The sequence below is a fragment of the Brenneria goodwinii genome, from assembly GCF_002291445.1.
Taxonomy (GTDB): Bacteria; Pseudomonadota; Gammaproteobacteria; order Enterobacterales; family Enterobacteriaceae; genus Brenneria; species Brenneria goodwinii.
In genome coordinates this window covers 2,134,529-2,160,961 of the sequence record NZ_CP014137.1, presented here as the reverse complement: position 1 = coordinate 2,160,961, position 26,433 = coordinate 2,134,529, and the positions used below count along the sequence as shown (strand labels likewise).

Below are 26,433 nucleotides of genomic sequence, written 5' to 3'. Positions count from 1 at the left end.
CACAGCCAGGGGACGTTCATTAATGCGCGGAAGTAGCGGCGTTTGGCGTATTTGTGGTCTGTTCAGCACGATCGGCAGAAGGGGCGGCGGCCGTCGATGCAGAATTGGGAACCTGGTCAGGGAGAACCGCGGGATAGTCCTGCGCATCATCAGGAATTTTATGTTGTGCCGGAATGGAAATGATCGGCCCGAGAAAACGCGGCTCCCGTTTCAGGATATACAGATCGAACAACGCTCCCAGTCTGGCGCCAAATTCCCGGATACGCACCGTCATAATATTTTTCGGCGATGGTACGGCGTAACATTGCGCCTGAATACCGAGATGCAGGGCGATGAATAACGCCCGCTCACAGTGAAAACGTTGGGTGATGATGGTGAAGTCATTGGTATCAAAGACTTTTCGCGTTCTGACGATCGAGTCTAACGTGCGAAATCCCGCATAATCCAGCACGATATCCGCCGGCGGCACGCCCGCCGCGATCAAATCGCGACGCATGGTCATCGGCTCGTTGTAACTTTGCTGGGCATTGTCGCCGCTCAGCAACAGGTAGCTGACCTTACCGCTGTTATAGGCATTCATCGCGCCCTGAATACGGAAGAGATAATACTGGTTGATGACGCCGGTACGGTAATACTTGGCGGTACCCAGCACAACGCCGACCTGCCGCGACGGCAGATCCTGCAGTTCGTCATAGACGAAAGGAGCTGTTTTCCAACTGATCCAGCGGTCGAGGACAAAAGCAGACAGCAGCAGTACGCCAATAATTGTTAATAGGCTGTATATCAAGCGCTTCCACATGCTTATGCCTCGGGTAAGGCGATTGGAGTAATCATGCTCCAAGGCTACTTTACCTGCAAGTTGGACGCAAGGAGCAGGTGTCGCAGAGGAGGATTATTGACGGATTTTACCGCGCCGGGGGAAAAACTGCGCGGCTGAATAATAATGCCGGTCTTTTATTGAACAAAAGACCGGCTGACAAGCAGAACCGTCAGACCCGACTGCCCCACAGATCGTATTCGTCCGCATGCTCTATTTTTACGTTAATGATATCGCCGACCTTAACGTTGGTTTCTCCGTTCAGATAAACCGCGCCATCGATCTCCGGCGCATCGGCCATGCTGCGTCCAATCGCGCCTTCATCATCGACTTCATCAATCAACACTGGCAACTGACGGCCAATTTTTTCCTGTAAACGCTGGGCGGAGATACCTTGCTGAAGCTGCATGAAGCGATGATAACGCGCCTCTTTTACGTCTTCCGGCACCTGATCGGGCAACTGATTGGCTGCGGCGCCCTCCACCGGGCTGTATTTAAAGCAACCGACGCGATCCAGTCTGGCTTCCCGCAGGAAATCCAGCAGCATCTGGAAGTCTTCTTCCGTTTCACCTGGGAAGCCGACAATAAACGTCGAACGTAATGTCAGTTCCGGACAGATCTCCCGCCAGCGTTTGATGCGTTCCAGCGTTCTTTCCACCGCGCCCGGGCGTTTCATCAGCTTGAGGATGCGAGGGCTGGCGTGCTGCAATGGAATATCCAGATACGGCAGGATTTTCCCTTCGGCCATCAACGGAATGACATCGTCCACGTGCGGATAGGGGTAAACGTAGTGCAAGCGAATCCACACGCCCAGTGAAGCAAGCTGTTCGCACAGGCTGACCATACTGGTTTTCACCGGTTGGCCATTCCAGAAGCCGGTACGTTGTTTAACGTCGGCGCCGTAGGCGGAAGTATCCTGGGAGATCACCAGCAGTTCTTTGACGCCGGCGTCGACCAGTCGTTTCGCTTCATCCAGCACCGAACCAATCGGGCGGCTATCCAGATCGCCACGCATAGACGGAATAATGCAGAAGGTACAGCGATGGTTGCAGCCTTCCGATATTTTCAAATAAGCGTAATGACGCGGCGTCAGTTTTACGCCCTGGGCTGGCACCAGACTGGTGAACGGATGGTGTTCCGGCTTGGGCACATACTGATGTACGTGCGACAGCACCTGCTCGTAACTGTGAGGTCCGGTGATTTCCAGCACTTTGGGGTGGACTTCGCGGATTTGATTCTCTTTCGCACCCAGACAGCCGGTGACGATCACCTTGCCATTTTCATTCAGCGCTTCACCGATGGCCTCCAGCGATTCCTGAACGGCGCTGTCAATAAAACCACAGGTATTGACGATCACCAGTTCGGCATCGTTATAGCGCGGCACCACCTGATAACCTTCAGTACGCAATTCGGTTAGGATCCTCTCGGAGTCCACCAAATTTTTCGGGCAGCCGAGTGAAACGAATCCAATTCGTGGTTGTTGCATGTTATTTGCTCACAATTTATTCAAAAAGAAAAACCGCAGGATTCTACACCATAGTTGTTGCGCCTTATAGTCGTCGTACAGCTAAAGTCAGTATGCTGACTATGTTGGCATCAAGATTGGGAGTATACGCCGCACGGCTTGTTTGGATAGAAGAGTGTTTGATAGCGCCGTTGGAATGACGGGTTTGGGAAGGTTTGTCATCAACCTCATCCACTTCGTGGTATATATTTTCATCGCCACGTCAAATGCAGATAGGGATTGCCGGACCAAACGGTTCGGGAAAGACGACGCTGACAAAAACGTTACGCGAAACCTACTCAGTTCCGCTGGGCCAATATCTGAATCCTGATGATTGGGGCTTCGTGATGACTGGAAGTGTGACAAGCATTCTTCAATAAATGTAAACCTGCCGCCGTTTTTTTGCACAAATATCACTCGACGCCTAGAGTTACAGAACTTCTGTTGAGTGGAGACAACGCGATGCCTCGTAACTCGTCGCCTGACGACTCTTCGTTATCGTCACGCTTGACCCGCCTGTTATTAAGCGGCGCGGCATTGTTGCTTGCCGTTTCCGGCACTCTGTCTGCCGCGACGCTCAAGGTAACGGAGTTGCAGGATAAACTCGATCATCCGTGGTCGTTGGCCTTTCTGCCGGATGCGCAGGGGCTGCTGATTACCGAACGCGCCGGGAATCTACGGCGTTGGCAGCCAGGAGCCGGACTTTCAGCGCCGATTGCCGGCGTTCCCCGTGTCTATGCCAGATCGCAGGGCGGGCTGCTGGAAGTGACGTTATCACCTGATTTTGCGCAAAGCCGGCGTATTTATCTGAGCTTCGCTGAAGAAGGCAGTGATGGAAAAGCCGGTACGGCCGTCGGTTATGGCCGCCTGTCGGACGATTATGCGCGGTTGGAGAATTTCACGGTTTTCTTCCGTCAGGAGCCCAAACTTTCTACCGGCAACCATTTTGGCGGCAAACTGGTGTTTGATCGTCAGGGTTATCTGTTTATTGCGCTAGGCGAAAATAACCAACGGCCGACGGCGCAGGATCTGGATAAGCTCCAAGGCAAAATCGTCCGTCTGACCGGCGATGGGCAGATTCCGCCAGACAATCCGCTGGTTAACCGCGCCAACGCGCGGCCGGAAATCTGGTCGTACGGCCATCGAAATCCGCAGGGCATTGCGATTAACCCTTGGTCCGGCGCGCTGTGGGAGAATGAGCATGGTCCTCGGGGCGGCGATGAGATTAACATTCCCCAAGCCGGAGAAAACTACGGTTGGCCGATAGCGACCTACGGCATTAACTATTCCGGGGAGAAAATTCCTGAAGCCAAAGGCGGGCAGGTTGCCGGGATGGCGGATCCGATTTTTTACTGGCAAAAATCCCCGGCTGTCAGCGGCATGGCGTTCTATAACAGCGACCGGTTCCCGCAATGGAAAAACTCACTGTTTATTGGCGCGCTGGCCGAACGGAATCTGATCCGCCTGACGCTGGACGGCGATAGCGTTGTGGCCGAAGAGCGTTTATTGAATGAACGCAACGAGCGTATCCGCGAAGTACGGCTGGGGCCGGACGGCTATATTTATCTGCTGACCGATCACGATAACGGCAAGCTGTTGCAAGTGGGGTTGGAATAACAGGAAATGACAGGCGCGCAACGGCGCCTGTTAGCTCAGGATAAAGGAATCATGACGTGTTTTTGATAAGCCGGCCGCTCGCTTAATTGCCGATACCAGCGCTCCAGGTTGGGATGCGGCTGACGTTCGATCGCCATGTTAAGCCAGCCGTAGATAATGCAGCCCAGAGGAATATCGCCGATGCCGAATTGATCGCCCGATAGCCACGGTTGATTCGCCAGCGCGGAATCGACGATGCCGAGTAGCCGCTCGCATTCCATTATCGCTTTTTCCACCGATGCCATATCACGGTTTTCCGGTTTGGTTCGCACCAGATTGATCAATGCCACACTAAACGATGGCGCCAGCATCATCGCCCAGTCCATCCATTTCTCGGCGCTGGCCCGTGCCCCGGCATCCGCAATATACAGCGAGTTTTCTCCATATTGCGCGGCCAGATAACGCACGATAGTGTTTGATTCCCACAGCACCCGTTCACCGTCTTGTAAACAGGGGATCAGTCCGTTAGGGTTCATCGCCAGAAAATCCGCGTCATGATTGCGGCCGAATTGCCCGCCGGCCGGGATATGATGGTAAGGCAGCGCCAATTCCGCCGCACACCAAAGCACTTTCTTAACGTTGGTTGAATTGTCACGTCCCCAAATCGTTATCATTTAGAACCTCGCCATACTCGCTATACAAGAAGAAAATGTATTCTATTACCAACAACCGGACTACACAGTGAATGATAGATGCGAAATAATGATATGCCTTTTTAATCTTTATGATTTAACTTGTTATTCTCAATAATGACGAAAAGTCGTGTTCAGACAGGAAATTTATTCAATGAAATTGACGCATTCTCTTCGTGCAACGCTAGGTGTCGCGTTGCTGGCCGCCGGGATCCAACTGGCTTCTGCCAACAGCGATCCGCAAACTATCGTCTTCGGTGTCGCACCGGGGCCTTATGGCGATATGGTCAACCAGGCGATTAAACCTGAACTGACGAAAAAAGGTTACAAGGTAGTGGTTCGTGAATTCAGCGATTATGTCCAGCCCAACCTTGCTCTCGCCAACGGCAGTATTGACGCCAATCTGTTTCAGCATACGCTGTATCTGGAAAAATTCGCCGCCGATAAGAATCTGAAAATCAGCCGCCTGATTATCGTCCCTACGGCGAGCATGGGTCTTTATTCCCATAAAATCAAATCATTGGATGAACTGAAAAAAGGCGATGTCATCACCTTGTCTAATGACGCGACCAATCTGGCGCGCGGCTTGCGGTTTCTGCAATCGCTGGGCCTGATCACCATCAAACCCGATCTCGACCCAACCAAAGCGTCGGAAAAGGATATTGTTGAAAATCCGCGCGGGCTGGTATTCAAACCGTTGGAAGCGGCGCAACTGCCCAGAACGCTGGATAGCGTGACCGCTTCGCTGGTTAATGGTAATTTTGCCTTTGCGGCGGGACTGGATCTCGCTTCCGCGATCAAACTGGAAACGCTGGATGAAAATCTGAAGAATGTGATTGCGGTGCGCACAGAGGATCTGGACAAGCCGTTTGTCAAAGATACCAAAGCCGTCGTTGAATCGCCTGCCTATGCCGCGGTGATTAACCAACCGGGTTCAATGTTCAGCCAATTCCAGAAACCAGAGTGGATGCAGGCAAAAACGCCAGCTCCCGCGCAGTAAATACGGGCCGGTAGTCACTGGTCATTAACATGTTGTATTTGTCTGGCCGGTCTGTGACCGGCTTTATTCTTTTTCCGCTTAGGCCAGGAGTTTGCGGATAATGATTCAGTTAGAGAGTGTTTGTGTTGACTTCTCTCAGGGGAAGCAGCGAGGGAATCGTGCCGTTGATAATGTGACGTTGCATATCAAGCCGGGAGAGGTTTTCGGCATTGTGGGAACCAGCGGGGCGGGGAAAAGTACGCTGCTGCGGACGATCAATGTATTACAGCGTCCTACGGCCGGCGAAGTTCGGGTCAATGGGGTTAAGATCAGCGACTTGCATGGTAAAAGCCTGCGTGAGCAGCGCCAGAAAATCGGGATGATATTCCAGCATTTCAATTTGATGCAAACGCGTACCGTCGCGGAAAATGTCGCGTTCAGCCTGAAGGCGGCGGGGAAATCCAGCGTTGAAATTGCACAACGGGTGCCGGAAATTCTCAATCTGGTGGGATTGGGCGATAAAGCCGAGGCGTACCCGTCTCAGCTCAGCGGCGGACAAAAGCAGCGTGTGGGGATTGCCCGCGCCATCGCCAATCATCCGGAAGTGCTGTTGTGTGATGAGCCGACTTCCGCGCTTGATCTGGAGACGTCGGCGGCGATCCTGGCGTTGCTCAAAGAGATTAACCAGAAGCTGGGTATCACCATTGTGCTGATTTCACATGAGATGAGCGTGATCAAGTCGATCTGCGACCGGGTTGCGGTGATGACCGGCGGTAAAGTGGTGGAGGACGGCGATGTCTTTGATATTTTCGCCTCGCCGCGGCATCCGTTTACCCGCCAACTGGTTGCTCATACGTTGAATCTCGAACTTCCTTCCCGTCTGATGGAGGATTTACAGGGAACGTTGCTGAAAATCCTGTTTGTGGGCGACTCAGCGGAACAGCCGGTGTTGTCTGATGTGGCGACCCGTTATGGCGTGTCCGTCAATATTCTACATGGCAAAATTGAGTATATCGGCAATCGCGCATTGGGGGTTCTGGTCGCGCTGTTAACACATCCGTCCGAACCGGCAAAAGTGGCGGAAGCCGTGGCGCATATTCAGGCCGCGACTGCGCAGGTGGAGGTGTTACATGGCTGATTTATGGATCGATCTGGTTTCGGCGTTCGGGGAAACATTCCAGATGGTGGGTATTTCAACCCTGTTCGCCATTATCGGCGGATTACCGCTGGGTTTCCTAATTTATGTGACCGACCGTCATCTGTTTTGGGAAAACCGCGCGGTGTATCTGTTCAGCACCGTGCTGGTGAATATCATCCGTTCGATTCCGTTTGTGATTCTGCTGGTGCTGCTGTTGCCGCTAACGCAGATTCTGTTAGGCAATACCATTGGACCGGTGGCGGCTGCGGTGCCGATGTCGGTCGCGGCCATCGCATTCTATGCCCGTCTGGTGGATAGCGCGCTGCGTGAAGTGGAGCCCGGTATTATTGAAGCCGCCGAAGCCTTTGGCGCCACCCCGATGCGGATCATCTGCACCGTATTATTGCCGGAGGCCAAGGCCGGTTTATTACGCGGGCTGACCATTACGCTGGTCAGTCTTATCGGTTATTCGGCCATGGCGGGCATTGTCGGCGGCGGCGGCGTCGGCGATCTGGCGATCCGCTTCGGTTACTATCGTTATGAAACCGAGGTCATGATTATCACCGTTATCGCGTTGGTCATTCTGGTGCAGATTGTACAAACGCTGGGTGATTGGCTGTCGAAACGGGCTGATAAGCGCGAACGCCGCTGATTGTTTTACCGTACCAATAACCTGCGGCGCCGTATCCGGCGCCGCATTGAATGGTTCAGCCAGGCGTAGCCCGTATGGTTGCCGGTTGTCTGATTTTTTCTCTTCTCTCGTCGTTTTTTTAGACCTTTTCATTTCTTTGATTATTTTTACAAAATGAGTTGTTTCCTTGAGCGAGATGAACGGCTACCTTGGGACGTTACTAAAGTTTTCGAAACATATTGAAAGTTAAATCTTTTAAATGAATTGTGGATATCGCGGCGATCTCATGAAGAAAACTATTCTCTTTCCCCATCTAAAATTTTTCACGGCGGGCGCGGCATTACTGGCAGGACTCGTTGCGCCAGTGTATGCCGAACAGATGCCTGCCGCCCCTCAGATTGACGCTAAGGCTTTCATTCTGATGGATTATCACAGCGGAGAAGTCCTGACCGAATCTAATGCTGATGAACGTCTTGACCCGGCCAGCCTCACCAAAATGATGGCGAGTTATGTTACCGGCCAGGCTATCAAGGCCGGGAAAATTCGGCCCACGGATGAGGTTACGGTCGGGAGAGACGCCTGGGCGACCGGCAATCCGGTGCTGCGTGGTTCATCGCTGATGTTTCTTAAGCCAGGCGATCGCATTGCGGTTTCGGAACTGAATAAAGGTATCGTCATTCAATCGGGGAATGATGCCAGTATTGCGCTGGCTGACCACGTGGCCGGCAGTCAGGATGCGTTTGTTAGCCTGATGAACAATTATGTCAAGGCGCTGGGATTAACCAATACCCACTTTCTTACCGTGCATGGGCTGGATGCGCCGGGACAGTACAGCACCGCGCGCGATATGGCGTTATTGGGGCAGGCATTGATTCGTGATGTGCCGGACGAGTATGCGCTGCATAAGGAAAAAGAGTTCACCTTCAATAATATTCGCCAGCCCAATCGTAATCGTCTGTTGTGGAGCACCAACCTGAATGTGGACGGCATTAAAACCGGTCACACCAGCGGTGCCGGTCATAATCTGGTCGCCTCGGCCACCGAAGGAAATATGCGCCTGATCTCCGTTGTGCTGGGGGCGCCAACGGACGCGGTAAGGTTCCGTGAAAGCGAGAAACTGCTGACCTGGGGATTCCGCTTCTATGAAACGGTAACGCCGATCAAAGAGGGGGCGACGTTTACCACGCAGCGGGTCTGGTTTGGCAGCCAAAAGGACGCCCGGCTTGGGGTGGCGAAAGATGCCGCATTGACGATCCCAAAAGGGCAGATGAAAAATATGAAAGCCAGTTTTACGCTGCTTCAGCCGCAGCTGACGGCGCCATTGGCGAAAAATCAGGTCGTCGGCACCATTGATTTTCAGCTTGATGGTAAAAGCATCGGGCAACGCCAGTTAGTTGCGCTGGACGAGATCCCCGAAGCGGGCTTTTTTAGCCGGCTGTGGGATTCCATCATGATGAAACTGCAACAGTGGTTTGGCGGCTTATTCGGTTAACGAGCGCCGTCCATTAACATAATGCCATTGTCGCTGAAGTAGCGGAGATAGTCTGCGGTTGGCTTACGATCGGTGATCAGCGTATCGAACAGCGTGAGTGAGCCAATGCAGGCCGGTCTGATTTGACCAAACTTGCTGCTATCGGCAACCAATACCGCGCGCTGCGCCATCGCCAGCGCGCGGTGTTTCATGCTCAATTCAGCAAAGTTAAAACAGGTTGCTCCGGCGGTAAGGTCGATACCTGCCGCTGAAATAAACGCCTTATTCGGGCAGATATTATCAAGCTCGTTACGTTGGCTGAGCGGGGTGAAAATGGCGTTATCCGGGTGAAATTGACCACCGCACAGGATCACTTTGCAGGCATTTTTCCCCTGTAATGCCAGAAAGGTATTCAGGGAATAACAAATACCGGTAAAAGGCAGATCGTCTGGAATGGCTTCAATAATAAACGGCGTGGTTGTTCCGCAATCGAAGAACACCGTATCGTTCGCATCAATCAGGCGAGCGGCGACGTCTCCGACGGTCCGTTTTTCCGTCACCTGTTTGGTTTGTTGATCGGAAACAAAATAATTAGTGACGTTATTATTTTTCAAATCACTGACGACATAGCCACCGAGTAATACCACGGCGGCTGACTCGGCGTTCAGATCGCGACGAACGGTCATCTCGGAAACCCCCAGTAGCTGGGCCGCATCCTTAAGATGAAGTTTGTCTGCTGTTTTCAAAACCTGGGCAAGTTTGTTAATCCGTTCTTCGCGCCGTGTTTCCATGTGATGTCCTGATAGTGGGCCTGCATAATCGGGTAATACTATATTGGATAATACTATTCGGTTACGTATTGATATACCCAGGTTTCACGGGATGAGGCGCCCTCAGGGGCGCCTCATCCGCACGTTCTTTACTGTTATCGCCCTTAAGTGAACGCTAATTAGTAGGTTCCCGCCGCTGCCGACTCACCGGAAACAATAGCCACGCCGGAACTGGTACCGATGCGGGTAGCGCCTGCGCGGATCATGATCTCCGCCGTCTGGCGATCGCGAACGGCTCCCGACGCTTTAACGCCAACCTCCGGCCCTACCGTTTGGCGCATCAACTTCACGTGTTCTGCGCGAGCGCCGCCGGTGCTGAATCCCGTGGATGTTTTAACGAAAGCCACTTTCAATTCACGACACATTTCACAAATCAGCACGATTTGTTCATCGTCAAGCAGGCAGGTTTCCAATATTACCTTCAACGGTATAGCGGCGCAAACCTCGCGCACGGCCTGAATATCGGCTTTAACCGCGTCAAGGTTGCCGCTTTTCAACCAGCCGATATTTATCACCATATCTATTTCCTCAGCACCGGCGTCAATGGCGGCTTTCGCTTCAAAGACTTTGGCTGATGTCAGTCCTGCTCCCAATGGGAAGCCGATCACCGAGCAAACGTGGACCGAAGTATTTTTTAGCTGGCTGGCGACTAATGGGACGTAGCCTGAGTTGACGCAGACCGCATAGAAGTGATGCGTTTTTGCTTCCTCACACAGTTTGACGATCTGTTGTTCGGTGGCGTCGGCGGCCAGCAGCGTATGGTCAATATAGGGGGCGTAATCGCGTGTTTCGGTGGTCATCACTGACTCCTTTGATGGTTCAATCGAATTGAGATGTTATAATAATAACATTATCGTCGTGTTATCAATCTTATTTTGTTGCTTTATGCGCAGAAAATCCCTTTGGTCATGCGATCTTTGTCACATTAATAACAATTGTTAGTTGTTATTGTTATTAATATAACATTGAATAATTAAAAAACCATCAGGGGAAGCGTGTTATGGATATTGCAGTTATTGGTTCAAACATGGTGGATCTCATCACCTACATTGATGACATGCCCAAAACCGGCGAAACGCTGGAAGCGCCCGATTTTGAAATAGGTTGCGGCGGAAAGGGGGCAAACCAGGCGGTTGCCGCGGCTAAGCTGGGGGCATCCGTCATGATGGTCAGCCGGGTCGGCGACGATCTCTTTGCCGACAATACGGTAAAGAACTTACAGCGTTTTGGGGTGGATACGCGCCATGTCACGCCTGTACCCGGAACATCAAGCGGGGTGGCGCCGATCTTCGTCGATAAGTCATCGCAAAACCGGATTTTGATTATCAAAGGCGCGAACAATCATCTGTCAGCTCAGGATATCGACGCGGCGGCCGAATCACTCATGCAATGCCAATTGATTATCCTCCAGTTGGAGATCCCGCTCGAAACCGTCTATTACGCCATTGATTTTGCCCGTCAGCATCACATCCAGGTGATTTTAAATCCGGCGCCGGCCTCGCGCAAACTGGATATCGGCTATGCCTGCCAGTGTGATTTCTTTATGCCCAACGAAACCGAACTGGAGATCCTGACCGATATGCCGGTCGATAACGAAGAAAACATTATTAAAGCCGGGCGTTCGCTGCTGTCCAGAGGGTTGAAGAACCTGATTATTACCATGGGGCACCGGGGTTCGGTATGGATGACGGGGGAGCAGATTCAACATATTAAGCCGGTCAGCGTTCACGCCATTGATACCAGCGGCGCCGGTGACGCCTTCATCGGCTGTTTTGCGCACTACTTTGTGAAGGACGGAGATATAAAACGGGCGATGGAATATGCCTCTGCTTTTGCGGCCTATAGCGTTACGGGAAAAGGTACCCAGCGTGCCTACCCGGATGCGGCGCAATTTTGTGATTTTCTTACCAGCCATTCTCTTGCCAACTAACCGGGGAAAACATCATGCGTCAGGACATTATCCAAATGCCGGATGGCTATCTGAACAAGACGCCATTGTTCCAGTTCATCTTGCTGTCGTGCTTGTTCCCGCTGTGGGGATGCGCGGCCAGCCTGAATGATATTTTGATTACTCAATTTAAAAGCGTGTTTGAACTAAGCGATTTCGCCAGTGCGCTGGTGCAAAGCGCGTTTTACGGCGGCTATTTTCTGATCGCTATCCCGGCGTCGGTAGTGATTCGGAAAAGCAGTTATAAAATCGCCATCTTGATGGGGCTGACGCTGTACATCGCCGGGTGCAGCCTGTTTTATCCGGCATCGCATATGGCCACCTATACCATGTTTCTGGCGGCGATTTTTGCCATCGCCATTGGCCTGAGCTTCCTGGAAACGGCCGCAAACACCTATAGTTCCATGATTGGTCATCGCGATTACGCCACGCTGCGGCTGAATATCAGCCAGACGTTTTATCCGGTCGGCGCGTTAATGGGGATTGTGCTGGGTAAATATCTGGTATTCCAGGAGGGCGATAGCCTGGAGAGCCAGATGGCGGCCATGACGCCGGAGCAGGTCCATGCGTTCCGTCTGCAAATGCTGGAACACACGCTGGAACCCTATAAATATCTGATTTTTGTGTTGCTGGTCGTCTTCTTCCTGTTCCTGTTGACCCGTTACCCGAGATGTAAGGTGCAGGTTGACGAGCAGAGCAAAAAGCCATTGCCGTCACTGGGGGAAACCTTGCGCTATCTGGCGGGCAACAGCCACTTCAAACGCGGCATTATGGCGCAGTTCCTGTATGTCGGAATGCAGGTCGCGGTGTGGTCTTTCACCATTCGGCTGGCATTGACCTTAGGCGCGTCTAACGAACGCGACGCCTCTAACTTTATGATTTATAGCTTTATCTGCTTCTTTATCGGTAAGTTTGTGGCGAATTTCCTGATGACGCGCTTCAGCGCCGAAAAAGTGTTGATTGCTTACTCGGTGTTAGGCGTAGCGACGCTGGCCTATGTCGCCATGGTGCCCAGCTTCACCGCCGTTTATGCCGCCGTGTTCGTCAGCGTACTGTTCGGCCCCTGCTGGGCAACGATCTATGCCGGCACGCTGGATACCGTCGATAAGAAATACACCGAGGTCGCCGGCGCCATTATTGTCATGTCTATCGTAGGCGCCGCCGTGGTCCCGGCAATTCAGGGATATGTCTCCGATCATCTCGGTTCAATGCAGAAATCGTTTGGCGTCTCCCTGCTGTGTTTTGCCTACGTCGGTTTCTACTTCTGGGGTGAAATGCGTAACAAGCAGCGTATCGCCGCCGGTCGGCCCGCGGTTAAGAATGAAGCCTGAATGGAGGAGAGTTCGATGAGCACGCAAATTCACTTATCACGTTCGATGTTTACGCAACAGCCCCGGGTGTTGTTGGAAAATACGGATTTTTCGGCGACGACCTTTCGCTATGCCTCAGGGATTGAGGCCGTCAAGTTACAGAATGCGCGCGGGTACGTTATTGTGCTGCCGTTTTATGGACAGATGCTTTGGGATGCGGAATTTGACGGCCATTCGTTGACGATGACCAACCCGTTCACGGAGCCTAAACCGGGTAGCAGTATCATCGATACCTACGGCTGTTTCGCCTTTCATTCCGGTTTGCTGAGTAATGGCTGTCCCGCCGAGGACGATCAACATCCGCTGCACGGGGAAATGGCCTGCGCGCCGATGGACAGCGCGCGTCTGGTGATTGGCGATAATAGTCTGACGCTGACGGGCGACTATGAATATGTAAAGGGATTCGGTCATCATTATCGGGCCGCGCCGGCAGTTACCATGACGGCAGGCAGTACGCTGTTGAAGATTGATATGGCGGTGACGAATTTGGCGAGCGTGCCGATGCCGTTACAGTACATGTGCCACATGAACTATGCCTATGTGGCCGGGGCAACCTTTAGTCAAAATATTCCCGATCGGGCTTTCGCCTTACGCGCCTCCATCCCGGGTCATGTTCATCCCACGCCTCAGTGGCTGAATTACACGGAGAGGCTGGCGCAGACGCCCGAAAGTTTCAAGGCGCTGGATGAACCTGAGTTTTACGATCCTGAAATCGTCTTTTTTGCCGATAACCTGTCTCAGTATGCGCAACAGGTAGAATTCAGCATGCATGCGCCGCAGGGGCATCGTTTTATTACCCGTTTTTCTACGGCGGAACTGAATTACGCCACACGCTGGATTTTGCATAACGGCGATCAAAAAGTCGCCGCGTTTGTTCTGCCGGCGACCTGTCGGCCTGAAGGACACAACGCTGCTCGTCGGGCAGGATCGCTAATTGAAATGGCCGCAGGCGAGACACGACGTTTCCATGTGGAAACCGGATTAGCCTGATAACGTCAGAAGGTGTTCAGAAAAGAAAACGCCCATCGATCTTGAACCTCAAAGGCGGGAACGATGGGCTCCTCAATATGGGGATAACAAAGAAAAGCAGTGGCAATGATTCAGACTCTGGCCCTAAGAAAAAGTTCTGCGTTTTCTGAGAAACATTGATGATTTTTTATATTTGTCGTCATCCAGGTAATTCAGGCCAGATAATAATGATGAGCGAGCCCGCTAATGTCAGTAATACATTAGCAATGGCATAGGTTCCCGCATAGCCCAGAGCAGGAATATTACTGCGGGCAGTATCGCTGATGATCTCCATGGCCGGCGCGCAGGTTCTGGCTCCCATCATGGCGCCAAAAAGCAGCGCGCGATTCATCCGCAATACATACGCCCCGAAGAGGAAACAAATAATCACCGGCACCAGGCTGACAATCAATCCCGATACCAGCATCTGCGCCCCGATTTCACCGAAGCTACGGCCGATACTGCTGCCGGCGCTTAACCCGACGCCAGCCATAAACACCATGAGACCGAACTCTTTCACCATGTTCAGCGCCCCTTGCGGTATATAGCCGAAGGTTGGGTGGTTGGCGCGCAGGAAACCAAGCATGATGCCGGCAAACAGCAGTCCTGCGGCATTGCCTATGCCGAACGTGAAATTACTGAATTGGATGGTAATCAGGCCGACCATGATACCGATAATAAAGAAAGCGCAGAAAGCCAGCAGGTCGGTCACCTGGCTGTGAATAGAGATAAACCCGATTCTATCCGCAATGCTTTTTACCCGCCGGGCATCACCGCTCACCTGCAAAACATCGCCTTTATTCAGCACGACGCCGTCATCAATAGGCATTTCAATCTGGCTGCGGATAATACGGTTAAGAAAACAACCGTGGTCGGTTAGTTTTAGCTGGCTGAGGCGTTTACCGACGGCATTGTGGTTTTTCACCACGATCTCTTCGGTCACGATGCGCATATCCAGCAGGTCGCGATCGAAAACTTCTTTCCCGTCGCGGAAGTTAGGGTTAAGGCGGGCGTGGGCGTCGGGGTAGCCAACCAGGGCGATCTCATCGCCGAGTTGCAGCACGGCATCGCCATCCGGGTTGGCCAAAATGCCATTACGGCGAATACGTTCAATGTAGCAGCCGGTCTGGCGGTAAATGCCTAGCTCGCGCAGGTTTTTACCGTCCGCCCAGGCGACCAGTTCAGGCCCGACGCGGTAGGCGCGGATAATCGGCAGGTAGACTTTTCTTTGGCTGTCGGTATCAAGCCCGCGCTCGCGGGCGATTTGCTGGGCGCTGGTGGGCAGATCCTGATGCTGTAACTTGGGCAGATAGCGTGCGCCGAAAATCAGGCTGACCAAACCGACCAAGTAAGTGAGCGCATAACCCAGGCTCAGGTTGTCCTGTTCAATACCGATCTGCGAACCGAGACCGGACATTGTGCGTAGGGTATCGCCGGCGCCGACCAACACGGGCGTTGACGTCATCGAGCCGGCAAGCATACCTGCCGTCAGTCCGATCCCCCAACCGAATAGTTTCCCTAGCCCGAGCGCTAAAAGCATTGCGCTGAGAACCATTACCAAGGCAAGCATCAGGTAATTTTTGCCGTCGCGGAAAAAAATAGAAAAGAAATTAGGCCCGGCTTCAACACCAACACAAAAAATAAACAACATGAAACCGAGGTTGAGTGCTTCAGTATTAATCGAAAAATGTTGTTGGCCGAGTAATAACGATACAACTAAAACACCAATAGAATTACCGAGTTGTACTGGACCCAGGCGTAATTTCCCCAGGCAGAGTCCTAATGAAAGAACCACGAATAAGAGCAGAATGTAATTCCCGTTTAACAAATCAGCGACGTTTATATTCATGGGATGTAACTTGTCATTTACCAGTAAGTGCTTGATATAAATGGTTATCTGGGCTAAATTTAGCCATTGCCTGCATAAGTTCCACTGGCATCATAAATAACTGGCAACTGAAAGGAATCAGCCACGACCAGTATAATTACTCAGGATAAATTGCTCATCGCAATTATTGTGGAGCCGCTATTCTAGATGTTTGTTGGGCGTACAACCAGTATTCGCTGAATAAATAGTGATAATGCCTCACTTTGTGTCATATCGGGGATATTTAGCCATTCATATTTACCGTGTCGGATTTAAACCCAATAGCTTTTCAAGGTACGGCCTGCCGGCAATGAATTTGCCGCTCTTGACGGTAAAGTCGGGGGGGGCAGGCAGCAATTCACCATGAAGAGTGAAGAAAAGGGCACCGGGCGGATATGAGGCAGATGCATATCAATAGAGGAAACATAATGGCGAGCGATAAGGGTTGGGGAGGTGCGGCCTGCTGTTTTTTGCTGTTTACCGTGATCTTTTTAAGCCAGAAAATGAGTGCGCTTGATGTGATCAACGAAGATAAATTAAGTGGCGATCCCGGCATGTTGCTCTTTTTATTACCCGGCCTGGCGGCGAGCTGCCTGTCTGCGCGCGGGCGGTTGATTTACCCGCTGATTGGCGCATTGGTTGCGATGCCGGTGTGTCTATTGATGTCGTATTTCGGACGCGCGCTGAACCACTCTTTCTGGCAGGAGTTGGCCTATGTGCTGAGCGCGGTATTCTGGAGTGTGCTGGGGGCGCTGATATTTTTATGTATTCATGCGATCTATCGACGATATTTTCGCTGAATTATCCTTTATCGACGATAAAGATAAAAAGGACGCGGCCATCGTTTAAGTTTGACGACAACATCCCGACCCGCCAATCCGTTATTCCCGCGCAGGCGGGAATCTGCTTTTAATCAACAAGCCAGCCACCAGGAAGTCCCCGCCGTACTATTCGATATTCGGGCCGCCGCAAGCAGCGTTAATAACATTCCTGATGTTTTTGCGAGTGAGGATGGCGGGTATAAATCTATTTTGCCAACGGTCTGAAACGCAGTGCGCGTCTTTGCTTAGCGCTCTGGTTAGTTTTGGAACAAACCCAGATTTTCTTTCGCGTAAGCTTCAAAATCCGTACAACCACCGATGTGTTTTTCATCAAGGAAGATCTGCGGCACGGTTTCTACGGGTTTGCCGACCGTTTTCGACAAATCTTCTTTGGTGATGCCTTCCGCACGGATATCCACGTAGCGGTAGCGGAAGTCGTCACGCTGTTCCGCCAGTTTTTCAGCCAACTCTTTAGCACGCACACAATATGGGCAACCAGGGCGCCCAAAAATAACAGCGATCATGTAAACTCCTTAATAAATGAGAAAAATGTCGTTTTTTCTAAAATTGTCGGCGAAACGCCTAATATTAATGCGGTTACTATGCTCGCATTAGTCGATGAAAAAAAGCAGTCATTACCTGTTACAGCGATTTCCTTTATCTATCATATCCCCTTCATTCATCGGTTTCAGCCGCGTTGATTTCCCCCGCCAGGAAACAATTATAGGATGGCGCTACAGAGGAACGTTGGTCAGGCGTATCGGCTGACATATAATGGCCGCGCTGCTATACAGATATATGATATGCCTATCCGTGGTCTGTTTACGTCGCGATCCCGGAAAGCATCGGCATCGGCATTTTCATCGGTGAAGAACTTTATATTGCTGAAGGATACCCAGCGTGACGCCCACCATTGACCTGTTACGACATCATCGATCCATCCGCGCCTTTACCTCACAGACGCTGACGGATGAACAACGCGGCGCGATCGTCGCCGCTGCCCAGAGCGCTTCCAGCTCCAGTTTTCTACAATGCAGTTCCATTATCCGTATTACCGACCCTGCAATTCGGCAGACGCTGGTTCACTATTGCGGCGAACAGCGCTATGTTGCGCAGGCCGCGGAGTTTTGGGTGTTCTGCGCGGATTTCCATCGTCATCTGCAAATATCTCCACAGGCTGAAGTCGGGATGGCGGAACAGCTGTTGATAGGTTGTATTGATACGGCAATCATGGCGCAGAATGCGCTGATCGCCGCGGAATCATTAGGATTGGGCGGCGTATTTATCGGCGGGATTCGCAATAGTATCGCAGATGTCACGACGCTATTGAAACTGCCGCAGCAGGTGCTGCCGTTATTCGGGCTCTGCCTGGGATACCCGGATGCGGAGCCGCCGTTAAAGCCACGCATGCCGCCTGAAATGTTGTTGCATGAGAATGCCTATCAGCCGCTCGATGGTGAAAAACTGGCCGAGTACGATCGACAACTGGCGGAGTATTACCTACAGCGCACCGGTAATCGCCGTGATAGCTGGAGCGAGCATGTACAGCGCACGCTAAAAAAAGAGCTACGTCCGTTTATGCTGGACTACTTACATCAACAGGGATGGGCGATACGTTAGTATCTGTAGGACATTTATGAAGATAGCGATTCTGTCTCGGGATGGTTCTTTGTATTCCTGCAAACGTCTGCGTGAAGCGGCAAAAGAGCGCAGACACCAAGTTGATATTATCGACCCGCTTTCCTGTTACATGAATATCAATTCGGCGGCGCCATCGGCGCACTATCGTGGCCGCCGGCTGGTGAAATACGATGCGGTGATTCCGCGCATCGGTTCGATGATCACGTTTTATGGTACGGCGGTGCTGCGTCAGTTTGAAATGCTGGGAAGTTTCCCGCTCAACAACGCCGTCGCGGTTATTCGCGCCCGTGACAAGCTGCATTCACTTCAGCTATTGGCCAGTGCCGGTATTGACTTGCCGGTGACCGGCTTTGCCCATTCTCCCGATGATACCAACGACTTGATTGAAATGGTTGGCGGCGCGCCGCTGGTTGTCAAGCTGGTGGAAGGCACGCAGGGCATCGGGGTGGTACTGGCCGAAACCCGGCAGGCCGCGGAGAGCGTGATCGACGCCTTTCGCGGGCTGAATGCCCATATTCTGGTTCAAGAGTATATTCGGGAAGCTCAGGGCAGGGACATTCGCTGTCTGGTGATTGGCGATCGCGTTGTGGCGGCCATCGAACGGCAGGCCAAAGCGGGGGAGTTTCGTTCCAATCTGCACCGCGGCGGTTCGGCAAGCCGGGTGCAAATCACCGCCCGGGAACGGGCCGTTGCCCTTAAGGCGACCAAAACGCTGGGGTTGAACGTGGCGGGCGTGGATATTTTACGCGCCGAACGCGGGCCGTTGGTGATGGAGGTGAACGCCTCCCCGGGGCTGGAAGGCATCGAAAACGCCACTGGAATTGATATTGCCGGGCTGATGATTGAATTTATCGAACAACGTGTCCGTGCGTTATTAATGAATAAAAGTTAGTTTTCTGTATAACGATCGGAGAGGTAAAATATCGCTCCGATCGTTTGTGATTTATCGCCGCTTAGTGCGAGTTTATCATGGCATCAGAACGCAATATTCCGTAAGCTATGAGCCCTTTTAAAAACAGTCAGTATGAGGCAACAATAATGGATTCACTCATCGTCCCGGATTTGGCTATGCTACGGCGGTGGCTGGATCAATTAAATATCCTGTTTTTTGAATGCGATTCCTGTCAGGCGCTACATTTACCGCATATGCAGAATTTTGACGGGGTATTTGATGCCAAAGTCGATCTGGTGGATAACGTGGTGCTGTTCTCGGCATTGGCCGAGGTGAAACCCAGCGCGTTAATTCCGCTGGTCGGCGATCTGAGCCAAATCAACGCCAGCTCTTTGACGGTAAAAGCCTTTATCGACGTTCAGGATGACAACCTGCCGAAACTGATTGTGTGTCAATCGTTCAGCGTTGCCGCGGGTATGACGCTGGAGCAGTTCCGCCACTTCATGCAACAATCTGAAGAGCAGGTTTCAATGGTTATTTTAGAGGCCGGAGCCAATAATCTGCTGTTTATTGGCGATGAAGAAGATTCCTCTGCTGGCAGAATGAACACCTCCTTCCTGCATTAAGGCTATTGCTGCCAACGGTAGCAATTAGTTTTTCTTATTTTGTCCAACCATCATTTATTCTGTACTTTGCACAGTATTGCCGGATATTTATCTGAGTTTGTTGATAAATACCCGTATTACATAGATAAAATATGAATAAATAATCGATAAAAGCCATTTTTTACGTTCGGCTATGGTATGACTGATGTAGTGCGGTTATGCTTAATTTCTGTAACAGTTGCGCGTTAAAGTTATATTCGTGACGCTGTCTATCCTGCTGAATTTAGGGAAGATATCCCATAGATTTCAAACGGTAGGAAATCACACGCTATGTAACTTGAAAAATGGAAGGCATGGCCGTCTCGTGCTTTTATCGTAATGACGCAATCAACAGACGCAGGAAGAGTTTTGTATCTGATGGATACAAGTTTGCTCCCATGAATCACACCCTTGTATGGAGGAAGGAACGGATGTTCACCCAGCGTAAAAAATGGTTATCGGGTGTTGTTGCCGGCTTAATGATGGCCGCGTCCGTCACCGCATCTGCGGAAGAGAAAGTGCTGCATATTTATAACTGGTCTGACTACATTGCCCCAGACACGTTGCAGAATTTCCAGAAGGAAACGGGCATCAAAGTGGTTTATGACGTGTTTGACTCCAATGAAGTATTGGAAGGCAAACTGATGGCGGGCAGTACGGGGTTTGATTTGGTGGTGCCTTCAGCAAGTTTTCTGGAGCGTCAACTCTCTGCCGGCGTATTCCAGCCGTTAGACAAAAGTAAACTGCCGAACTATAAGAATCTCGATCCCGAACTGCTGAAATTGATTGCTCAGCACGATCCGGATAATAAGTATGCACTGCCGTATTTATGGGCGACTACCGGTATTGGCTATAATGTCGACAAAGTCAAAGCCGTGTTGGGCGCTGATGCCCCCGTGGACAGTTGGGATCTGGTGCTGAAGCCGGAAAACTTGGAAAAGCTGAAAAGCTGCGGCGTCTCTTTCCTGGATGCGCCTGAAGAGGTTTTCGCCACCGTGCTGAACTATCAGGGCAAAGATCCTAACAGTACGAAAGCGGACGACTATACGGGCTCCGCGACGGATCTGTTGCTGAAACTGCGTCCCAGCATTCGTTACTTCCATTCGTCTCAATATATTAACGATCTGGCAAACGGCGATATTTGCGTGGCCATCGGCTGGGCCGGCGACGTGATGCAGGCTGCCAACCGCGCCAAGGAAGCCAACAACGGCGTCAATATTCATTACAGTATTCCGAAAGAGGGGGCGCTGGCTTTCTTTGACGTGTTCGCAATACCGGCTGATGCCAAAAACGTCGATTCCGCCTACCAGTTCCTCAATTATCTGCTGAAACCGGATGTTATCGCGAATATCAGTAATCATGTGTACTACGCCAGTGCGAATAAAGAAGCGATCCCGCTGGTCAACGAAGAAATTCGTAACGATCCCGGTATTTATCCGCCAGCGGATGTACGCGCGAAACTGTTTACGCTCAAGGTGCAATCACCACAGATTGACCGCACTCGTACTCGTGCTTGGACCAGAGTAAAAAGCGGTAAATAAGCGGTTTTCATTCTGAGTTTATGTAATACAACAGGCGGTTGAACCCGCCTGTTTGCACTATATATGTGTCATCACTTTGACATTGGTATAAGGGCTGTTAAGCGCTCTTGAGCAAAGTGGTGACGTGTTCTGCTTTTGCCGGAGAGCAACGCGAAGTGAGTGAAGTGATTCCACGTCCCCCCCAGCCCAAGCCCCAAAAAGCGGTTACGCCGCTGTTGGAAGTTCGTAACCTGACCAAATCGTTTGATGGTCAGGCCGCTGTTGATGACGTTAGTCTGACGATTTACAAGGGCGAAATATTCGCTCTGCTGGGTGCCTCCGGTTGTGGCAAGTCCACGCTGTTGCGCATGCTGGCCGGTTTTGAACATCCCACCCAGGGGCAGATTGTCTTGGATGGGCAGGATCTCTCTCTGGTTCCCCCTTATCAACGCCCCATTAACATGATGTTTCAGTCGTACGCGCTGTTCCCTCATATGACGGTGGAAAAGAATATTGCTTTCGGTCTGAAGCAGGATCGGCTGCCCCGTTCCGAGATCAAGGATCGTGTGGAAGAGATGCTGACGCTGGTCCATATGCAGGAGTTCGCCGGTCGTAAGCCGCATCAGCTTTCCGGCGGCCAGCGCCAGCGTGTGGCGTTGGCGCGTAGCCTGGCCAAACGCCCCAAACTGTTGCTGCTGGACGAACCCATGGGGGCGCTGGATAAAAAATTGCGTGACCGCATGCAGCTTGAAGTCGTCGATATTCTGGAGCGTGTCGGCGTGACCTGCGTTATGGTGACGCACGATCAGGAAGAAGCGATGACGATGGCCGGCCGTATTGCCATCATGAATCGTGGCAAATTCGTGCAGATCGGCGAGCCGGAGGAAATATACGAACATCCGAATACCCGTTTCAGCGCCGAGTTTATTGGCTCGGTCAATATGTTTGAAGGCATGCTGACCGAGCGCCATGATGATGAATTAATTATCCGCAGTCCGGGATTGGTCCATCCGCTGAAGGTCGATTCCGATGTTTCCATTGTGGATGGCGTGCCGGTTTATATCGCCCTTCGGCCGGAGAAAATCATGCTTTGTGATGAGACGCCGGCCGACGGCTGCAATTTTGCCGTCGGGGAGGTGGTACACATCGCCTATCTGGGCGATTTGTCGATTTATCACGTCAGGCTGAACAGCGGGCAGATTATCAGCGCACAGTTGCAGAATGCTTATCGCTACCGTAAAGGCGCGCCGACCTGGGGCGATGAGGTAAGGTTGTGTTGGGATGCCGATAGCTGTGTGGTGCTGACGGTGTAGCGGGGAATAGCACTATGACAATGTTTTCTGAGCAGAACACCGCCGCATCGCCGGTAGAGAAAAGAGGGCGGCTAACCATGCTGATGGCGCGCTGGCGGCAGGAACATGGCCGTAAGCTGGTTATCGCGCTGCCTTATTTGTGGCTGCTGCTGCTGTTTATGCTGCCGTTCTTGATTGTGTTCAAGATCAGCCTGGCGGAAATGGCGCGCGCCGTACCACCCTATACCGATCTGATTTCCTGGGTGGACGACAAGCTTGATATTTCGTTAAACCTGGCGAACTATCTGCAATTGCTGGGCGATGCGCTGTATGTCGAAGCCTATCTGCAATCACTGCAGGTGGCGGCCGTATCAACGCTGTGTTGTCTGTTGGTTGGTTATCCGCTGGCCTGGGCCGTGGCGCACAGTAAGCCGTCCACCCGTAATATCCTGCTGCTGTTGGTGATTCTGCCCTCCTGGACATCGTTCCTTATCCGCGTGTATGCCTGGATGGGGATCCTGAAAAATAACGGTATTTTGAATAATTTCCTTTTGTGGCTCGGCGTTATCGATCAGCCGTTGGTTATTCTGCATACCAATCTGGCGGTGTATATCGGCGTGGTGTACTCCTATCTGCCCTTTATGGTGCTGCCGATCTATACCGCGTTAACCCGGCTCGATTACTCACTGGTTGAAGCCTCGCTTGATTTGGGCGCCCGGCCGATGAAAACCTTTTTCAGCGTTATTGTGCCGCTGACCAAAGGAGGAATCATTGCGGGATCGATGTTGGTGTTTATTCCGGCCGTCGGGGAATATGTGATTCCCGAACTGCTGGGCGGGCCGGACAGCATTATGATCGGGCGCATTCTATGGCAGGAGTTCTTTAATAATCGTGACTGGCCTGTCGCTTCGGCGGTGGCGATCATCATGTTGCTGCTGCTGATTATGCCAATCATCTGGTTCCACAAACATCAGAGCAAAGCGGCGGAGGCTGAGTCATGAATAGTTTGCCGGTAGTTCGCTCGCCGTGGCGTATCGTTATTCTGGTCCTGTGTTTTACGTTTCTTTATGCACCGATGCTGATGCTGGTGATTTATTCATTCAACAGCTCCAAACTGGTGACGGTATGGGCGGGATGGTCGACACGCTGGTACACCGAACTGTTCCATGATTCGGCCATGATCAGCGCGGTTGTGCTCAGTTTGACGATTGCCGCCGCTTCAGCGACGATGGCGGTGGTTTTGGGAACGCTGGCGGCCGTGGTCATGGTGCGTTTCGGCAGTTTTCGCGGTTCAAATGGCTTCGCCTTTATGCTGACTGCGCCACTGGTTATGCCGGATGTCATCACCGGGCTTTCGCTGCTGTTGCTGTTTGTGGCATTAGGGCATGCCATCGGATGGCCGGCGGAGCGCGGGATGCTCACCATCTGGCTGGCGCACGTGACGTTTTGTACCGCTTATGTCACGGTGGTGATCAGCGCGCGTCTGCGGGAACTGGACCGTTCGATTGAAGAAGCGGCGATGGATCTGGGCGCCACGCCGTTAAAAGTTTTCTTCATCATCACGGTTCCCATGATTGCTCCGGCGCTGATCTCCGGCTGGTTGCTGGCGTTTACCCTGTCGCTGGACGATCTGGTTATTGCCAGCTTTGTCGCCGGGCCGGGATCGACCACGTTGCCGATGCTGGTGTTCTCCAGCGTAAGAATGGGCGTTAACCCACAAATTAATGCGCTCGCTTCTTTGATACTGTTGGTGGTAGGAGTTATCGGTTTTATTGCCTGGTGGTTTATGGCAAGGGCCGAGAAACAGCGTCAGCGTGATATGCAGAAAGCCCGGCGGGGGTGATTGGTCGCCGTTCGGCGGATTTTGCTGTTAAATAACAACGCCACCAGAGTCGGGTGGCGTTGTTATTCCATGAAGGAGAAACCGGCGATTTTGTACAGTAAAAGCGAACCGACTCAGCGAAAAACCTATACGCCTGTTCCAGTCATGGTGGCGGGTATCGCTATTATTGCGATCCGCTTTCTGGGGATTTTACTGTTGGTCTGGGAACTCGGTCTGAGCGAGCTGGGCGGCTGGATAGAGAGCAGTATACAGGCATGGGACTCGACGGTGATCCTACTGTTGTCGATGACGATGGTTTATACGGAGATCCGTTGCGGCGTGGCGGTACTGGCCGGCGCCAACTGGGGCCGCTGGGGGTATGTTATCTGTCAGTGTCTGGTCGTTTCGTATATGCTGATTGCGTCCGTGAGCGAATATTTCCCCGCTATTTTCCATATCTCCGGCGATAATCATGTCGCGGTGCTGCATCAATTGTTATTACAGAAAATACCGGATTTGCTGGTGATTGTACTGCTCTTCTTACCGCGTCGCTCCCGGCGTTTTTTTACTCGCGCCATCCATGAGACCCGCCCCATGGGCCGCCGCAATCGGCATTGAAAAACGCTCCCGGCTTACATATCAATGAATTTTAACGCGAGGCTGCCTACGCCATCGGCGACATGAAAGATGAATGGGATCTTCCCCCGGGGTGGTATAATCGCTCTTATTCCCCATCTATCTCTACAGCTCTATTTTTAATTTATGCATTGTGCGCGCTATAGCACAGGAACCTGTCGTTCCTGCCAATGGCTGGAAAAAGCCTATCCACAGCAACTCACTGATAAACAGCGACATCTGGCTGATTTGTTACAGTCTCATACCGTTCAGCAATGGTTGCCGGCCTGTCCTTCGCCGCAGTCCGCGTTTCGCAACAAAGCCAAAATGGTGGTCAGCGGAAGCGTTGAACGTCCGCTGCTGGGCATGCTGCATCGTGATGGCACGGCGGTCGATTTATGCGACTGCCCGCTTTATCCCGCCAGTTTTGGCGCGGTATTTGACGTTCTGAAAGTGTTTATCGCCAGAGCGGGGTTGACGCCCTATAACGTTGCTCGTCGGCGCGGAGAGCTAAAGTATCTGTTGCTGACGGAAAGTTCTTCGCGCGGCGCTTTTATGTTGCGCTTCGTTCTGCGTTCAGAAACCAAACTCGCACAGCTACGCGCGGCGTTGCCCTGGTTACAGCAGCAACTGCCCCGGCTTGAGGTGATCTCAGCCAATATTCAGCCGGTGCATCAGGCGATCATGGAAGGGAAAAAGGAAATTATACTCAGCGACGCGTCATCGTTGGCGGAACAGCTTAACCATGTTCCGTTGTATATTCGTCCGCAAAGTTTTTTCCAGACCAATCCCCATGTGGCGGCGGCCTTATATGCTAGCGCCCGCGATTGGGTGGCCGAATTAAACATCAAAAGTATGTGGGATCTCTTTTGTGGGGTAGGGGGCTTCGGATTGCATTGCGCCACGCCGAAAATGCGGCTGACCGGCATTGAGATCAGCGCCGAAGCCATCGCCTGCGCGCGTCTGTCCGCCGAACGGCTCGGCTTGACGCAGATAGAATTTCAAGCGCTGGATTCGACGCAGTTTGCTACCGGTAACGACCAGATCCCTGATCTGGTGCTGGTTAACCCGCCGAGAAGGGGCATCGGCAGCGAGCTGTGCGCTTATTTGAGCCGTATGGCGCCGGACTATATTCTCTATTCCAGCTGCAATGCCGACAGTATGGTGAAAGACATGGCGGCGCTGACTTGCTATCGCCCTGTACGGGTACAGCTATTTGATATGTTCCCGCACACCGCGCATTATGAAGTTTTAACGCTGTTGCAAAGAGAAAATCCGGGGCGATAGCGCGGAAGAGTGAGACGCTACGCGGCGCTTGCCGCCACGTAGCGAAGA

At 52.1% G+C, this 26,433-nt stretch carries 26 protein-coding genes; 19 read left to right on the top strand and 7 right to left on the bottom strand.

Annotation, left to right across the window (positions count from 1 at the left end; genetic code table 11):
• Positions 1 to 19 precede the first annotated feature (19 nt).
• Positions 20 to 799, bottom strand: a complete 780-nt coding sequence (gene sanA, locus ACN28R_RS09695; RefSeq protein ID WP_095834259.1) for an outer membrane permeability protein SanA — start codon at positions 797 to 799, stop codon at positions 20 to 22.
• Between the two features lie 190 nt (positions 800 to 989).
• Positions 990 to 2,303, bottom strand: a complete 1,314-nt coding sequence (gene rimO / locus ACN28R_RS09690; RefSeq protein WP_048639263.1) for a 30S ribosomal protein S12 methylthiotransferase RimO — start codon at positions 2,301 to 2,303, stop codon at positions 990 to 992.
• Between the two features lie 245 nt (positions 2,304 to 2,548).
• On the opposite strand from rimO, the gene ACN28R_RS09685 reads away from it, so the two are divergent.
• Both ACN28R_RS09685 and ACN28R_RS09680 read left to right on the top strand, forming a co-directional pair.
• Positions 2,549 to 2,701: an ATP-binding cassette domain-containing protein gene (locus tag ACN28R_RS09685; protein ID WP_121514176.1), complete on the top strand. Its 153-nt coding sequence runs from the start codon at positions 2,549 to 2,551 to the stop codon at positions 2,699 to 2,701.
• Between the two features lie 82 nt (positions 2,702 to 2,783).
• Positions 2,784 to 3,938, top strand: coding sequence for a PQQ-dependent sugar dehydrogenase (locus ACN28R_RS09680; protein WP_095834258.1), 1,155 nt, complete (start codon positions 2,784 to 2,786; stop codon positions 3,936 to 3,938).
• A 35-nt stretch (positions 3,939 to 3,973) separates the two neighbouring features.
• Here the strand turns inward: ACN28R_RS09680 and ACN28R_RS09675 are convergent, their stop codons facing one another.
• Positions 3,974 to 4,591, bottom strand: coding sequence for a glutathione S-transferase family protein (locus tag ACN28R_RS09675; RefSeq protein WP_048639261.1), 618 nt, complete (start codon positions 4,589 to 4,591; stop codon positions 3,974 to 3,976).
• 172 nt (positions 4,592 to 4,763) lie between these two features.
• On the opposite strand from ACN28R_RS09675, the gene ACN28R_RS09670 reads away from it, so the two are divergent.
• The 4 genes from ACN28R_RS09670 to ACN28R_RS09655 all read left to right on the top strand — a co-directional run bounded on the left by ACN28R_RS09670 (position 4,764) and on the right by ACN28R_RS09655 (position 8,849).
• Positions 4,764 to 5,609 carry a MetQ/NlpA family ABC transporter substrate-binding protein gene (locus tag ACN28R_RS09670; protein WP_048639260.1) on the top strand — a complete coding sequence of 282 codons (846 nt, stop codon included), beginning with the start codon at positions 4,764 to 4,766 and terminating at the stop codon, positions 5,607 to 5,609.
• A gap of 100 nt (positions 5,610 to 5,709) precedes the next feature.
• Positions 5,710 to 6,726 carry a methionine ABC transporter ATP-binding protein gene (locus tag ACN28R_RS09665; RefSeq protein WP_048639259.1) on the top strand — a complete coding sequence of 339 codons (1,017 nt, stop codon included), beginning with the start codon at positions 5,710 to 5,712 and terminating at the stop codon, positions 6,724 to 6,726.
• Positions 6,719 to 7,378: a methionine ABC transporter permease gene (locus ACN28R_RS09660; RefSeq protein WP_095834257.1), complete on the top strand. Its 660-nt coding sequence runs from the start codon at positions 6,719 to 6,721 to the stop codon at positions 7,376 to 7,378. The genes ACN28R_RS09665 and ACN28R_RS09660 overlap by 8 nt, the downstream gene beginning before the upstream one ends.
• 265 nt (positions 7,379 to 7,643) lie before the next feature.
• Positions 7,644 to 8,849 (top strand): serine hydrolase, encoded by a 1,206-nt coding sequence (locus tag ACN28R_RS09655; protein WP_048639257.1) that lies wholly within the window; start codon positions 7,644 to 7,646, stop codon positions 8,847 to 8,849.
• Here ACN28R_RS09655 and deoR read toward each other — a convergent pair.
• Together deoR and deoC are read right to left on the bottom strand one after the other, a co-directional pair.
• The gene (gene deoR, locus ACN28R_RS09650; RefSeq protein WP_095834256.1) at positions 8,846 to 9,619 is read right to left on the bottom strand and encodes a DNA-binding transcriptional repressor DeoR; all 774 of its coding nucleotides are present in this window, start codon (positions 9,617 to 9,619) and stop codon (positions 8,846 to 8,848) included. The two genes, ACN28R_RS09655 and deoR, sit on opposite strands and share 4 nt — an antisense overlap.
• Positions 9,620 to 9,777: 158 nt before the next feature.
• A complete protein-coding gene (gene deoC / locus ACN28R_RS09645) occupies positions 9,778 to 10,458 on the bottom strand; it encodes a deoxyribose-phosphate aldolase (RefSeq protein ID WP_048639255.1) in 681 nt (226 codons plus the stop codon).
• Positions 10,459 to 10,658: 200 nt separating this feature from the next.
• On the opposite strand from deoC, the gene rbsK reads away from it, so the two are divergent.
• Genes rbsK through ACN28R_RS09630 form a run of 3 tightly spaced genes read left to right on the top strand, consistent with a single transcriptional unit; the run spans position 10,659 to position 13,966 of the window.
• On the top strand, positions 10,659 to 11,588 hold the full coding sequence (gene rbsK, locus ACN28R_RS09640; protein WP_095834255.1) for a ribokinase: 930 nt from the start codon (positions 10,659 to 10,661) through the stop codon (positions 11,586 to 11,588).
• 14 nt (positions 11,589 to 11,602) lie between these two features.
• The gene (fucP, locus tag ACN28R_RS09635) at positions 11,603 to 12,937 is read left to right on the top strand and encodes an L-fucose:H+ symporter permease (RefSeq protein WP_095834254.1); all 1,335 of its coding nucleotides are present in this window, start codon (positions 11,603 to 11,605) and stop codon (positions 12,935 to 12,937) included.
• A 15-nt stretch (positions 12,938 to 12,952) separates the two neighbouring features.
• Positions 12,953 to 13,966 carry an aldose 1-epimerase family protein gene (locus tag ACN28R_RS09630; protein ID WP_095834253.1) on the top strand — a complete coding sequence of 338 codons (1,014 nt, stop codon included), beginning with the start codon at positions 12,953 to 12,955 and terminating at the stop codon, positions 13,964 to 13,966.
• 178 nt (positions 13,967 to 14,144) lie between these two features.
• On the opposite strand, the gene ACN28R_RS09625 is transcribed toward ACN28R_RS09630, so the two are convergent.
• Positions 14,145 to 15,833 (bottom strand): aspartate:alanine antiporter, encoded by a 1,689-nt coding sequence (locus ACN28R_RS09625; RefSeq protein WP_048639251.1) that lies wholly within the window; start codon positions 15,831 to 15,833, stop codon positions 14,145 to 14,147.
• 446 nt (positions 15,834 to 16,279) lie between these two features.
• Here ACN28R_RS09625 and ACN28R_RS09620 point away from each other — a divergent pair, with 446 nt between their 5' ends.
• Positions 16,280 to 16,651: an inner membrane protein YbjM gene (locus ACN28R_RS09620; protein ID WP_048639250.1), complete on the top strand. Its 372-nt coding sequence runs from the start codon at positions 16,280 to 16,282 to the stop codon at positions 16,649 to 16,651.
• Between the two features lie 278 nt (positions 16,652 to 16,929).
• On the opposite strand, the gene ACN28R_RS09615 is transcribed toward ACN28R_RS09620, so the two are convergent.
• The gene (locus tag ACN28R_RS09615; RefSeq protein WP_048639249.1) at positions 16,930 to 17,196 is read right to left on the bottom strand and encodes a GrxA family glutaredoxin; all 267 of its coding nucleotides are present in this window, start codon (positions 17,194 to 17,196) and stop codon (positions 16,930 to 16,932) included.
• 376 nt (positions 17,197 to 17,572) lie between these two features.
• On the opposite strand from ACN28R_RS09615, the gene nfsA reads away from it, so the two are divergent.
• The 9 genes from nfsA to rlmC all read left to right on the top strand — a co-directional run bounded on the left by nfsA (position 17,573) and on the right by rlmC (position 26,385).
• Positions 17,573 to 18,292, top strand: coding sequence for an oxygen-insensitive NADPH nitroreductase (nfsA, locus tag ACN28R_RS09610; RefSeq protein WP_095834252.1), 720 nt, complete (start codon positions 17,573 to 17,575; stop codon positions 18,290 to 18,292).
• 16 nt (positions 18,293 to 18,308) lie between these two features.
• Positions 18,309 to 19,205, top strand: coding sequence for a 30S ribosomal protein S6--L-glutamate ligase (gene rimK / locus ACN28R_RS09605; RefSeq protein WP_095834251.1), 897 nt, complete (start codon positions 18,309 to 18,311; stop codon positions 19,203 to 19,205).
• A 146-nt stretch (positions 19,206 to 19,351) separates the two neighbouring features.
• Positions 19,352 to 19,831, top strand: coding sequence for a type III secretion system chaperone family protein (locus ACN28R_RS09600; RefSeq protein WP_048639245.1), 480 nt, complete (start codon positions 19,352 to 19,354; stop codon positions 19,829 to 19,831).
• A gap of 449 nt (positions 19,832 to 20,280) precedes the next feature.
• Positions 20,281 to 21,390: a spermidine/putrescine ABC transporter substrate-binding protein PotF gene (gene potF / locus ACN28R_RS09595; RefSeq protein ID WP_048639244.1), complete on the top strand. Its 1,110-nt coding sequence runs from the start codon at positions 20,281 to 20,283 to the stop codon at positions 21,388 to 21,390.
• Between the two features lie 155 nt (positions 21,391 to 21,545).
• Complete coding sequence (potG, locus tag ACN28R_RS09590) at positions 21,546 to 22,682, top strand: putrescine ABC transporter ATP-binding subunit PotG (protein ID WP_095834250.1); 1,137 nt, start codon at positions 21,546 to 21,548, stop codon at positions 22,680 to 22,682.
• A gap of 14 nt (positions 22,683 to 22,696) precedes the next feature.
• Positions 22,697 to 23,662: a putrescine ABC transporter permease PotH gene (potH, locus tag ACN28R_RS09585; protein WP_095834249.1), complete on the top strand. Its 966-nt coding sequence runs from the start codon at positions 22,697 to 22,699 to the stop codon at positions 23,660 to 23,662.
• On the top strand, positions 23,659 to 24,504 hold the full coding sequence (gene potI / locus ACN28R_RS09580) for a putrescine ABC transporter permease PotI (RefSeq protein ID WP_048639241.1): 846 nt from the start codon (positions 23,659 to 23,661) through the stop codon (positions 24,502 to 24,504). The genes potH and potI overlap by 4 nt, the downstream gene beginning before the upstream one ends.
• A 69-nt stretch (positions 24,505 to 24,573) precedes the next feature.
• Positions 24,574 to 25,101 (top strand): YbjO family protein, encoded by a 528-nt coding sequence (locus ACN28R_RS09575; protein WP_048639982.1) that lies wholly within the window; start codon positions 24,574 to 24,576, stop codon positions 25,099 to 25,101.
• A gap of 144 nt (positions 25,102 to 25,245) precedes the next feature.
• Positions 25,246 to 26,385: a 23S rRNA (uracil(747)-C(5))-methyltransferase RlmC gene (gene rlmC, locus ACN28R_RS09570; protein ID WP_095834248.1), complete on the top strand. Its 1,140-nt coding sequence runs from the start codon at positions 25,246 to 25,248 to the stop codon at positions 26,383 to 26,385.
• The last annotated feature ends 48 nt before the right edge of the window (positions 26,386 to 26,433 follow it).

Excerpts from the sequence above, each read along its gene's own strand:
- sanA (WP_095834259.1), bottom strand. The coding sequence starts at position 799 with ATGTGGAAGCGCTTGATATACAGCCTATTAACAATTATTGGCGTACTG.
- rimO (WP_048639263.1), bottom strand. The coding sequence starts at position 2,303 with ATGCAACAACCACGAATTGGATTCGTTTCACTCGGCTGCCCGAAAAAT.
- ACN28R_RS09685 (WP_121514176.1), top strand. The coding sequence starts at position 2,549 with ATGCAGATAGGGATTGCCGGACCAAACGGTTCGGGAAAGACGACGCTG.
- ACN28R_RS09680 (WP_095834258.1), top strand. The coding sequence starts at position 2,784 with ATGCCTCGTAACTCGTCGCCTGACGACTCTTCGTTATCGTCACGCTTG.
- ACN28R_RS09675 (WP_048639261.1), bottom strand. The coding sequence starts at position 4,591 with ATGATAACGATTTGGGGACGTGACAATTCAACCAACGTTAAGAAAGTG.
- ACN28R_RS09670 (WP_048639260.1), top strand. The coding sequence starts at position 4,764 with ATGAAATTGACGCATTCTCTTCGTGCAACGCTAGGTGTCGCGTTGCTG.
- ACN28R_RS09665 (WP_048639259.1), top strand. The coding sequence starts at position 5,710 with ATGATTCAGTTAGAGAGTGTTTGTGTTGACTTCTCTCAGGGGAAGCAG.
- ACN28R_RS09660 (WP_095834257.1), top strand. The coding sequence starts at position 6,719 with ATGGCTGATTTATGGATCGATCTGGTTTCGGCGTTCGGGGAAACATTC.
- ACN28R_RS09655 (WP_048639257.1), top strand. The coding sequence starts at position 7,644 with ATGAAGAAAACTATTCTCTTTCCCCATCTAAAATTTTTCACGGCGGGC.
- deoR (WP_095834256.1), bottom strand. The coding sequence starts at position 9,619 with ATGGAAACACGGCGCGAAGAACGGATTAACAAACTTGCCCAGGTTTTG.
- deoC (WP_048639255.1), bottom strand. The coding sequence starts at position 10,458 with ATGACCACCGAAACACGCGATTACGCCCCCTATATTGACCATACGCTG.
- rbsK (WP_095834255.1), top strand. The coding sequence starts at position 10,659 with ATGGATATTGCAGTTATTGGTTCAAACATGGTGGATCTCATCACCTAC.
- fucP (WP_095834254.1), top strand. The coding sequence starts at position 11,603 with ATGCGTCAGGACATTATCCAAATGCCGGATGGCTATCTGAACAAGACG.
- ACN28R_RS09630 (WP_095834253.1), top strand. The coding sequence starts at position 12,953 with ATGAGCACGCAAATTCACTTATCACGTTCGATGTTTACGCAACAGCCC.
- ACN28R_RS09625 (WP_048639251.1), bottom strand. The coding sequence starts at position 15,833 with ATGAATATAAACGTCGCTGATTTGTTAAACGGGAATTACATTCTGCTC.
- ACN28R_RS09620 (WP_048639250.1), top strand. The coding sequence starts at position 16,280 with ATGGCGAGCGATAAGGGTTGGGGAGGTGCGGCCTGCTGTTTTTTGCTG.
- ACN28R_RS09615 (WP_048639249.1), bottom strand. The coding sequence starts at position 17,196 with ATGATCGCTGTTATTTTTGGGCGCCCTGGTTGCCCATATTGTGTGCGT.
- rimK (WP_095834251.1), top strand. The coding sequence starts at position 18,309 with ATGAAGATAGCGATTCTGTCTCGGGATGGTTCTTTGTATTCCTGCAAA.
- ACN28R_RS09600 (WP_048639245.1), top strand. The coding sequence starts at position 19,352 with ATGGATTCACTCATCGTCCCGGATTTGGCTATGCTACGGCGGTGGCTG.
- potF (WP_048639244.1), top strand. The coding sequence starts at position 20,281 with ATGTTCACCCAGCGTAAAAAATGGTTATCGGGTGTTGTTGCCGGCTTA.
- potH (WP_095834249.1), top strand. The coding sequence starts at position 22,697 with ATGACAATGTTTTCTGAGCAGAACACCGCCGCATCGCCGGTAGAGAAA.
- potI (WP_048639241.1), top strand. The coding sequence starts at position 23,659 with ATGAATAGTTTGCCGGTAGTTCGCTCGCCGTGGCGTATCGTTATTCTG.
- ACN28R_RS09575 (WP_048639982.1), top strand. The coding sequence starts at position 24,574 with ATGAAGGAGAAACCGGCGATTTTGTACAGTAAAAGCGAACCGACTCAG.
- rlmC (WP_095834248.1), top strand. The coding sequence starts at position 25,246 with ATGCATTGTGCGCGCTATAGCACAGGAACCTGTCGTTCCTGCCAATGG.